Annotated in this window: 10 protein-coding genes; 8 read left to right on the forward strand and 2 right to left on the reverse strand. The window is 68.7% G+C overall.

Annotation, left to right across the window (positions count from 1 at the left end; genetic code table 11):
- Positions 1 to 123: 123 nt before the first annotated feature.
- Positions 124 to 1,242: a hypothetical protein gene (locus tag QM624_RS05650; protein ID WP_415089629.1), complete on the reverse strand. Its 1,119-nt coding sequence runs from the start codon at positions 1,240 to 1,242 to the stop codon at positions 124 to 126.
- A gap of 366 nt (positions 1,243 to 1,608) precedes the next feature.
- Between QM624_RS05650 and QM624_RS05655 the strand changes: the two genes are divergently transcribed.
- Genes QM624_RS05655 through QM624_RS05685 form a run of 7 tightly spaced genes read left to right on the forward strand, consistent with a single transcriptional unit; the run spans position 1,609 to position 7,422 of the window.
- Positions 1,609 to 2,493 (forward strand): ParA family protein, encoded by an 885-nt coding sequence (locus tag QM624_RS05655; protein ID WP_415089645.1) that lies wholly within the window; start codon positions 1,609 to 1,611, stop codon positions 2,491 to 2,493.
- Positions 2,478 to 2,771, forward strand: a complete 294-nt coding sequence (locus QM624_RS05660; protein WP_298132298.1) for a hypothetical protein — start codon at positions 2,478 to 2,480, stop codon at positions 2,769 to 2,771. The genes QM624_RS05655 and QM624_RS05660 overlap by 16 nt, the downstream gene beginning before the upstream one ends.
- Complete coding sequence (locus QM624_RS05665) at positions 2,768 to 3,607, forward strand: segregation and condensation protein A (protein ID WP_415089631.1); 840 nt, start codon at positions 2,768 to 2,770, stop codon at positions 3,605 to 3,607. The genes QM624_RS05660 and QM624_RS05665 overlap by 4 nt, the downstream gene beginning before the upstream one ends.
- A complete protein-coding gene (gene scpB, locus QM624_RS05670) occupies positions 3,600 to 4,301 on the forward strand; it encodes an SMC-Scp complex subunit ScpB (protein ID WP_415089633.1) in 702 nt (233 codons plus the stop codon). Before QM624_RS05665 ends, scpB begins: the two co-directional genes overlap by 8 nt.
- Positions 4,298 to 5,029 (forward strand): pseudouridine synthase, encoded by a 732-nt coding sequence (locus QM624_RS05675; RefSeq protein WP_415089635.1) that lies wholly within the window; start codon positions 4,298 to 4,300, stop codon positions 5,027 to 5,029. The genes scpB and QM624_RS05675 overlap by 4 nt, the downstream gene beginning before the upstream one ends.
- A gap of 3 nt (positions 5,030 to 5,032) precedes the next feature.
- Positions 5,033 to 6,472 carry a proteasome accessory factor PafA2 family protein gene (locus QM624_RS05680; protein ID WP_415089637.1) on the forward strand — a complete coding sequence of 480 codons (1,440 nt, stop codon included), beginning with the start codon at positions 5,033 to 5,035 and terminating at the stop codon, positions 6,470 to 6,472.
- The gene (locus QM624_RS05685) at positions 6,415 to 7,422 is read left to right on the forward strand and encodes an FKBP-type peptidyl-prolyl cis-trans isomerase (protein ID WP_415089639.1); all 1,008 of its coding nucleotides are present in this window, start codon (positions 6,415 to 6,417) and stop codon (positions 7,420 to 7,422) included. Before QM624_RS05680 ends, QM624_RS05685 begins: the two co-directional genes overlap by 58 nt.
- A gap of 203 nt (positions 7,423 to 7,625) precedes the next feature.
- On the opposite strand, the gene gluQRS is transcribed toward QM624_RS05685, so the two are convergent.
- The gene (gene gluQRS / locus QM624_RS05690; protein WP_415089641.1) at positions 7,626 to 8,510 is read right to left on the reverse strand and encodes a tRNA glutamyl-Q(34) synthetase GluQRS; all 885 of its coding nucleotides are present in this window, start codon (positions 8,508 to 8,510) and stop codon (positions 7,626 to 7,628) included.
- A gap of 83 nt (positions 8,511 to 8,593) precedes the next feature.
- On the opposite strand from gluQRS, the gene QM624_RS05695 reads away from it, so the two are divergent.
- Positions 8,594 to 9,376: helix-turn-helix transcriptional regulator (locus tag QM624_RS05695; RefSeq protein WP_415089643.1), on the forward strand; the 783-nt coding region annotated here is incomplete at its 3' end.

Raw genomic sequence — 9,376 nt, forward strand, 5'->3', positions numbered from 1 at the left:
CCTCACGCCGATACTCCGGGGTATAGCTCTTCCGCTTCTTCGTCGATCCCATCAGGGACATCCTCTCCAGCGGTCCCTGACAAGGGAACCCGCCAAGACGGTGTCCGGGCTACGGGGTCAACCTCACAGGTTCGCGGCTCGGGTTTGCCGGGGTGGGCCGTCTTTTGTGTAGGGGATGGTGTGGTCCAGTTGGCAGGTGCGGGCGGTGCGTGTCGAGTGGGGGAAGATTTCGATGCTGTCGCGCAGCATGATGCGTTCGCGGAGGCTGGCGGGGATTTCGTATTGGTCGACGCCGTAGGTGTCGTAGGGCCGGATGACTGGGGTGGCTTTGATCCGGCAGTGCCCGACCAAATGTTTGAGCATGGTGACGGTGAGTGGGCCGATGCCTTCGACGCGGCAGGTGCCGCGTCCGGTCATGACGGCTTCTTCGGAGAGGTGGATGTAGAACCGGGCCACGGGCAGTAGTCGTGGGTCGTCGGCTTTCAGGTCACCGTTGGTGTGGCCGGCTGCTTCGGCGAGCATGAGGGCGGGGGTGGCGAGGATGCCGATTGCTGTGGCTCGTCGGTGGTCTTTCGAGTTGGTGTCGCCTTGGCTGGCGAGGATGTCGGCGATGCGGTCGATCATGGCGTCGAGGAAGATGCTGTCGGCGGTGTCGATGCGGCCGGCGAGTTGGTTGATGCTGGTGTCGTCGGTGGGGAAGAGCCGGACGTAGCGGTCTTCTCGGGCCTTGGTGGTGGCAGCTTCGGCTTTGGCTGGCGCGATTTGGGCGATCAGGCCGCGGACGAGGTGTAGGAGTCGCCGCCATGACACGGCACCGATTTTGGGTCGCAGTTGCGCGTCAAGTTCGCGGGCTTCTTCGAAGGTCAGGTCGTGGCTGGCGACTTCGTCGGCCAGTGCGCGGGCGCGGAAGACGGGGATGGTGCCGTCGAGGGTTTTGGCCCACAGCATGGGGTGTCGAGCCTTGAGGTTGATGATGTCGCGGATCAGCCAGGTGGCTGCGGTGACCGACATGGATTTCAACGCGGCCACTTCCAATGCGAGGAACTCGTTGACCAGTCGGGTGCCGTCGGCGCCGATCCGGATCAGCCGGGTACCGACCATGTCGTACTCGGATTCGGCGGTCCAGGAGTGTTCGGCGGCGAGGTCGGCGATCGCGACCGCTTCATCGATTTCAGCTTGAACACGGGCCGCGGACGCGCGCCGCAGCCGCTCGGCTGCAGGGATCAACAACGTCGCGTTCATGTGTACGATTATAGACTATATAATCCTTGTGGCAAGCATTGACGACACATCTGTGGATAACTAAAGGCAAGCGGTTCGGAGGATTGGTCTCACGGTTATCCGGCCGCTGGGAAAGGGTCGAGGTTGTGTGTGGATCGCGCATCGTCACGGCGAACGCCGAGCGGCGGGGTGCGAGGTCTCGACAAGCTCGACCGACGGTGAGGCGCGGACTCAATGGGTTCGGGGGGGAACGCGCGAGGCTGACCCATGGAGTCGAGTGGGACGGGTGGAGGGCGGCGTGCCGTGTCCACGACCCCGCGAGAGGCATTAGCCTCTTTGTCGACACTTGGAGGCTCCGTGACCGACACCAGCACAGAGAACCCGGCCCTGTTCGAGGCCGCGTCCGCCCCCGTCCCCGACCAGGGACCCACCTTGGGGCCGACCGGACGACCGTGGCCGGATCTGCCCGAACCGACCCCGCCCGCGCAGGGCAACCGGCGCGCGCTGATCGTGGCGATGTGCAACCAGAAGGGCGGCGTCGGCAAGACCACCACGACGATCAATCTGGGTGCCGCGCTCGCCGAGACCGGACGCCGGGTGCTGCTGGTCGATTTCGATCCGCAGGGCTCTCTGTCGGTCGGCCTGGGCATCAACCCGCACACGCTGGAAACCAGCATCTACAACCTGCTGCTCACCCGCGACCATGACGTGCACGAGATCATCACCGACTCGGTCGTCGAGGGCCTGGACATCCTGCCGGCCAACATCGACCTGTCCGCCGCCGAGGTGCAGCTGGTCTCCGAAGTGGCCCGCGAGCAGACCCTGAAGCGGGTGCTCGCCCAGGTGCGTGGCGAGTACGACATCATCCTGATCGACTGCGCGCCCTCGCTCGGCCTGCTGACCGTCAACGCGCTGACCGCGTCCGATCGGGTGATCATGCCGCTGGAATGCGAGTTCTTCGCGCTGCGCGGCCTGGCCCTGCTCAACGACACCATCGGCAAGGTGCAGGACCGGCTCAACCCCGAGCTGGAGATCCTCGGCATTCTCGGCACCATGTACGACGCCCGCACCGTGCATTCCCGCGAGGTGCTCGAGCGGGTCGTCCAAGCCTTCGGTGACAAGGTGTTCCACACCGTCATCCGGCGGACGATCAAGTTCCCCGAGACCACCGTCGCCGGCGAGCCGATCACCACCTACGCCACCAACTCCCCGGGCGCCGAGGCCTACCGGATGCTGGCGCGGGAGGTGCTGCAGCGATGCCCCGGCGCGTAACGCTGCCCGGCGCCCAGGAACTCTTCCGCGCCACCGAACCGGTCGTCCAGCCCGGACGGCGCCCGTCCGGCCGGGTCAAGCACGACGAGAAGATCACCGTCTACGTCAGTGCCGAGGAACTGCTCGCTCTGGAGCAGGCCCGGCTCACGTTGCGCGCCCGGCACGGCATCGCCGTCGACCGGGGCCGGATCGTCCGGGCCGCGGTGGCGCTGGCGGTCGCCGACCTCGAACTCAATGGCGACGACTCCGACCTGATTCGCCAGCTCGACCTGTCGTGACGCTCACCACCCCGGACGCCGTCCCCGGCTTCACCGTCCACCTGGGCAACTTCGAGGGCCCCTTCGACCTGCTGCTGCAGCTGATCTCGCGGCATCGGCTGGACATCACCGAGGTGGCCCTGTCGATCGTCACCGACGAGTTCATCGCCTACGTCAAACAGGGCCAGCAGCAGCGCGGACCGGGCAGCTGGGATCTTGAGCAGATCAGCCAGTTCATCGTGGTCGCCGCGACCCTGCTGGACCTGAAGGCGGCCCGGCTGCTGCCGCAGGGCGAGGTGGAGGACGCCGAAGACCTCGCGCTGCTCGAGGCCCGCGACCTGCTGTTCGCCCGGCTGTTGCAATACCGGGCGTTCAAGGAGGTCAGCCGCTGGATCGCGACCACCCTGGCCACCGAAGGTCGGCGGTTCGCGCGTCCGGGCGGTCTGGAGGACCAGTTCAAAGCGCTGCTGCCCGAGCTGAAGTTCACCGCGACCGCCGACCAGCTGGCCTGGCTGGCCGCCCGGGCGTTCACCCCGCCCGAGGCCGAGCAGGTCTCGCTGAGCCACCTGCACCAGGCCAAGGTCAGCGTGCGCGAGCAGGCCGAGATCGTGGTGTCGGTGCTGCGCGAGCGCGGATCGTTGAGCTTCCGCGAGCTGACCGCGGACGCCGGCGAACGGTTGGTCGTGGTCGCCCGGTTCCTGGCACTGCTGGAGTTGTTCCGGGAACGCGCCGTTTCTTTCGAACAGCTCACGCCGCTGGGGGAGCTGCGAGTACGGTGGGTCGCCGGCGACGCGGACGCCGTTGAGATCTCCGCCGAATTCGACACCGAGGACACCCAGGAGGGCGCTGATGACTGAGCCGTCCGACGTCGGGTTCCTCCCGGGCCTGGAAGACGCCGTTCCGGACGCCGCCGACCTGACCGGGCCGCTCGAGGCGCTGCTGCTGATGGCCACCGAGCCGATGCCGACCACGGAACTGGCGCAGGCCGTCCGGGCGCCGGTGGCTGTGGTCGAAGAGGCGTTGGGCTGGTTGGTCCGGTTCTACGACGAGACCGGACGCGGCTTCGAACTGCGCAATGTGGGCGGTGGTTGGCGCTACTGGACGCGGGCCGAGCACGCCGACCTGATCGGCGCCTGGCTGGTCGAGGGCCAGCAGGCACGGCTGTCGCAGGCCGCCCTGGAAACCCTGGCCGTGGTCGCCTACCTGCAGCCGATCTCGCGGGGACGCGTCTCCGCGGTGCGCGGCGTGAACGTGGACGGCGTGCTGCGCACCCTGGTCACCCGCGACCTGGTCCAGGAAGTCGATCGCGACTCCGAGACCGGGGCGATGCTGTTCGGCACCACCGGGCAGTTCCTGGAGCGGCTCGGGCTGGCCAGCCTGGACGACCTGCCGCCGATCGCACCACTACTGCCCGACGCCGCGCTGCTGGAGGCCGAGCTACGAGCCGCATCGTCGGTCGAGCTTGCTGAGACCCAGGACGATGAGGTTTCGACAAGCTCAACCAGTGGTGGCCCAACCAACGAAGAAGACGATGAGGAGAGCACCCGATGACCGAGGGCATCCGGCTGCAGAAGGTGCTGGCCGCGGCAGGATTGGGTTCCCGCCGGCACTGCGAAGAGCTGATCGAGGACGGCCTGGTGCAGGTGAACGGCCGGACGATCGACGAGCAGGGTGTCCGGGTCGATCCGCTGACCGACGTGATCCGGGTGGACGGCGCGCGCATCCCGCCGCCGCGCCGGCACCTCTATCTGGTCTTCCACAAGCCGCGCGGTGTGGTGTCGACGATGGACGACCCGCAGGGCCGCACTACCATCACCGACTACCTGGGACGCCGCTCGAAGGAGGGCCTGTTCCACGTCGGCCGGCTGGACACGCCGACCGAGGGGCTGCTGCTGATCACCAACGACGGCGATTTCGCCCAGCGGATGATGCATCCGTCGCATGAGATCAGCAAGACCTACGTCGCCGAGATCGAGGGCGTGATTGAGAACGTCACGCTGCGCAAGCTGAGTCGCGGCATCAAGCTCGACGACGGTCCGGTGCGCGCCGATGAGGTGAAACTGATCCAGCGCGGCGGCACCCGCAGCATCGTCCAGGTGGTGCTGCACGAGGGCCGCAACCGGATCGTCCGGCGGATGTTCGACGCGGTCAACCATCCGGTCCGGCGGCTCACCCGCATCGCGGTGGGACCGGTCAAGCTGGGCCGGCTCAAGGTCGGCGAACTGCGCGACCTGACCTCGGAGGAGTTGGGCGCGCTGATGGATCTGGCCGGGCTGTGACCCATGCCGCGGATCGTCGGGGTTGAGACCGAGTACGGGCTGTCTGCCCGCACCCCGGACGGCGCCCGCGGCGTCCGGCTGAGCGGGGGAGAGGCGGCCCAGCGGCTGTTCACACCGCTGGAGCGGGAACATGCCAGTTCGAACGTCTTCCTGCCCAACGGGGGACGGCTGTACCTCGACGTCGGCTCGCATCCCGAGTACGCGACCGCCGAATGCGCGAGCCTGGACGACCTGTTGGTGCACGAGCGGGCCGGCGACGAGCTGCTGGTGCGGCTGGCGCAGCGCGCCGAGGCCGAGGGTGCGGCGTCCGGGCAGCCGGTGCGGTTCCGGCTGCTGAAGAACAACGTCGACGCGCACGGCAACTCCTACGGCTGCCACGAGAACTACTGCATCGGCCGGGGTCTCGATCTGCCGGGGCTGGCGGCGGCGCTGACCCCCTTCCTGGTCACCCGGCAGGTGCTGTGCGGTTCCGGTCGCTGGCGCCCGGACGGCTTCGCGATCAGCCAGCGGGCCGAGGTGCTGCACGACGAACTGTCCTCGCTGACCACCCGGACCAGACCGCTGATCAACACCCGCGACGAGCCGCTGGCCGACCCCGCCCGGTTCCGCCGGCTGCATGTCATCTCGGGCGACTCGAACCTCTCCGAGCCGTCCGCGGCGCTGAAGGTCGGGTCGCTGCTCGGCGTGCTGGACGCCCTCGAAGCAGCAGCCACCGGGTCCGGGCCGGCATTGCCCGACCTGGCATTGGCCGATGTGGCCGGCTCACTGCGGGCGGTGGCCCACGATCCGCGGGCGGTGCTGCGGTTGGCGTCCGGGCAGACCATCAGCGCGCTCGATGTGCAGCGCGAATACCTGGCGGTGGCTGGTTTGTCGCCGGTCGCCGCCCAGTGGGGGCGGGTGCTCGATCTGCTGGAGGCCGGACGCGAGGACGAGCTGGACGGCGAGGTCGAATGGATCACCAAACGGTCACTGCTGCGCCGCTACGCCGACACCCGCGGTATCGGCTGGGACGACCGGCGGCTGGCCCAGGTCGACCTGGCCTTCCACGAAATCACCCGCGACGACGACGGCACCCCGCGGGGACTGTTCCGGCTGCTCGAATCCCGCGACGCCGCTGCGCGAGTGACCGACCCGGCCGCCGTCGAGCGGGCGACCGAGCAGCCGCCGTCCGAAACCCGAGCGATGTTGCGCGGACGGCTGATCGCCGCCGCCCGGGCAGGCGGCGTCCGGTACAGCGTGAATTGGACCCAGTTCACCGCGCACGACCTGACGGACGGCAGCAGTGAGCAAGCCGACCGCGAGGTGAGGTTGCCCGATCCGCTGGCCGTTGCCGACCAGGCGGTCGATGATCTGCTGGCGGTGCTCGGGTCGACTACAGTCGGGGGGTGCCTTTCGCCTCCGCCAAGACCGCAGCCGTCGCCCTCTGCGCTGCCGCCCTGCTGACCGTCACCGCCTGCGGGCAGTCCGCGAACCCGTCCGCGTCGCCCTCGGAGGCGACCCCGTCGGCGTCCACCTCGGCTTCGCCGTCGCCGAGCGCGTCCCCGACGGCGACGATCAAGCCGTCCACCAACCTGAACGGCATCACGGTGACGCCGGAGAAGTTCGGCAGCAAGAAGCCGACCGTGAAGGTGAAGGCGCCGTGGGCCATCGACAAGACCCAGACCAAGGTGCTGACCCAGGGCAAGGGCCCGGTGGTGAACCCCTCGTACGTGTGGGTGCACTACATGGGCGTCAACGGCCGCACCGGCAAGGTGTTCGACACCAACTTCGGCAAGGACGCGACCATGATGTCGCTGGACCAGCTGGTGGCCGGTTTCAAGAAGGGCGTCGAAGGCCAGAAGGTCGGCTCGCGGCTGCTGATCGCCATGCCCGGCTCGGACGGCTACGACCCGTCGGGTGGTAGCGCCCAGGTCGACATCAAGGTGGGGGACTCGCTGATCTTCGTCGTGGACGTCGTCGACACCGTGCTCACCGGGCCCACCGGGAAGCCGGTCACGCCGCCGTCCGGACTGCCGGCGGTGACCGACAAGGACGGCAAGGTGGCCATCACCATCCCGAAGGCGGATCCGCCGACGAAGATGGTCGCCCAGCCGCTGACCACGGGCACCGGCCGCAAGGTCGGCGCCAAGGACGTCATCGCCGTGCACTACCTCGGCGTCTCATGGAAGACCGGCAAGGTCATCGAGGACAAGATGTCCGGTGTCGACGGTGGGCTGCTCTCCAGCACCATTCCGGGCTGGCAGAAGGGCCTGGTCGGCAAGAAGGTCGGCCAGCGGGTACTGCTGGTGCTGCCGCCCGCGGACGGCTACCCCAAGGGCAGCAACAACCCGCCCGTGGAAGCCGGCGACACCGTGGTCTACGTCGTCGACATCCTCTACGCCGGCAAGGGCTGATCTCGGCCTCTGACGTCATCCCGGGCTTGCCCCGGGATCTCCGTCGGGTCGAACTGTGCCCGAGATCCCGGCGTCCGCCGGGATGACGAGTTCACCGTTGGTCGTCCCGGGCTTGGGTCTCGAGTGACCCGCTCACCGGTGGTCGAGCTTGTCGAGACCCTTGCTGACCTGGTTTCGACAAGCTCAACCAGCGGTGGGTCGGGCTATGTCACCACCCAGGGAGTTCGGGGCAGGGCGTCCGGATTGAAACGGATCAATAGCTGCTCCGGGGTGATCGGTTCGTCCGCGTCGGCCAACTCCAAGGAGCGCGCCAGCCGGGTGAGCACCTGCGCGGTAGTCATACCGGCCGAAGCCAGATCTGCCAGGGTGACGGCGCCGTCGCGCTTGGCGAGCCGCCGTCCGTCGGTATTGACCGCCAGCGGCACATGCGCGTACTCGGGAACGATCCCGCCGAGCTGCCGGGTGAGCCAGGCCTGCCGGGGCGAACTCGACAGAAGATCATCGCCCCGCACCACCTGATCGACGCCCTGGGCGATGTCGTCGACCACCACCGCCAGGTTGTAGGCGGGCACTCGGTCGTTGCGGACCACCACGAAATCGTCGACGACGCCGGTGACCTCGCCCGCCCACCGATCGGTGACCGTCTGTGTCGCGCCGTCCGCGCGCACCCGAATGGCCGGTGGACGCGTCCGGCGGCGTTGAGCGCGTTCGCCCTCGCTCAGGTCGCGGCAGGTGCCGGGGTAGGGGCGATAGCCGTCGGCGTGCGGTGCGGACGCGGCCTCGGCGATCTCGCGACGGGTGCAGAAGCACTCGTAGCTGTCCAGCCGGTCGACGGCTCGCGCATAGCTCGCCAAACGCTGCGATTGCCAGACCGGTTCACCGTCGAAGTCCAGCCCGATCGCGGTCAGGTCGGCGAGCTGCCGCGCCGCCACTTCGGGTGCGGCGGTGACCCGCTGGGTGTCGAGATCCTCGATGCGCAACAGGAAGCTCCGGCCCGATCCGCGGGCGAACAGCCAGGCGAGCAGCGCCGTCCGCAGATTGCCCAGATGCAGGTCTGAGGTGGGGGAGGGTGCGAACCGGCCGGCCATGCCGCGATTCTCCCGCATCGGGCCGGTAGCCAGTTGGTAGCCTCACCCGGCAGGCACATCCTCGAGGCAGGGCGGGAGGTCCGATGGCGCCACGCAAGTCCGAGCGCATCATGAACCTCGCCATCTGCCTGCTGATGGCCCGGCGCTTCCTGGACAAGAACCACATCCGCGAGGTCGTCGAAGGCTACGCCGGCCTGTCGGACGCCGCGTTCGAGCGCACCTTCGAACGCGACAAGGACGATCTGCGGGCGATGGGCGTCCCGGTCGAGACCGGCAGCAACTCCTCGCTCTTCCCCGACGACATCGGCTACCGGATCCGCCGCCAGGACTTCGAGCTGCCGCCGATCGACTTCACCGCCGCCGAAGCCACCGCACTCGGCCTGGCCAGCCAGGTGTGGGGCACCGCCACCCTGGCCGAGCAGACGGTCAGCGCGCTGGCCAAGCTGCGCGCCGCCGGCATCGACCCGGACGCCTCCCGGCTGCCCGGCGTCAGCCCCAGCATCGGCGCCAAGGAGCCGGCGTTCGAACCGCTCTGGCAAGCCACGATCACCCGGACGGTGGTCGGCTTCGGCTATCGCGGCGTCCGGCGCGAGGTGGAGCCGTGGGTGCTCACCTACCGCCGCGGCTCCTGGTATCTCGCCGGCTTCGACCGCACCCGGGGTGCTGCGCGGCTGTTCAAGCTGGCCCGCCTCGAGGATGCCCCGCGCACCATCGGCAAGCCCGGCGCCTACGAACTGCCCGAGAACATGGACCTGACCGAACTGACCCGGCCGCTCGAGCCCGGCCCGGCGGTCGAAGAGGCCGTGGTCGCCATCCGCGGCGACAAGGCGCCCGACCTGCGGCGTCGCGGCGTCCCGCTCCCGGAC

Source organism: Micropruina sp., assembly GCF_047606365.1.
Taxonomy (GTDB): Bacteria; Actinomycetota; Actinomycetes; order Propionibacteriales; family Propionibacteriaceae; genus Micropruina.

Coding starts and splice junctions, on each gene's coding strand:
- QM624_RS05675 (WP_415089635.1), top strand. CDS start 4,298: ATGACCGAGGGCATCCGGCTGCAGAAGGTGCTGGCCGCGGCAGGATTG.
- QM624_RS05650 (WP_415089629.1), bottom strand. CDS start 1,242: ATGAACGCGACGTTGTTGATCCCTGCAGCCGAGCGGCTGCGGCGCGCG.
- gluQRS (WP_415089641.1), bottom strand. CDS start 8,510: ATGGCCGGCCGGTTCGCACCCTCCCCCACCTCAGACCTGCATCTGGGC.
- QM624_RS05660 (WP_298132298.1), top strand. CDS start 2,478: ATGCCCCGGCGCGTAACGCTGCCCGGCGCCCAGGAACTCTTCCGCGCC.
- QM624_RS05680 (WP_415089637.1), top strand. CDS start 5,033: ATGCCGCGGATCGTCGGGGTTGAGACCGAGTACGGGCTGTCTGCCCGC.
- scpB (WP_415089633.1), top strand. CDS start 3,600: ATGACTGAGCCGTCCGACGTCGGGTTCCTCCCGGGCCTGGAAGACGCC.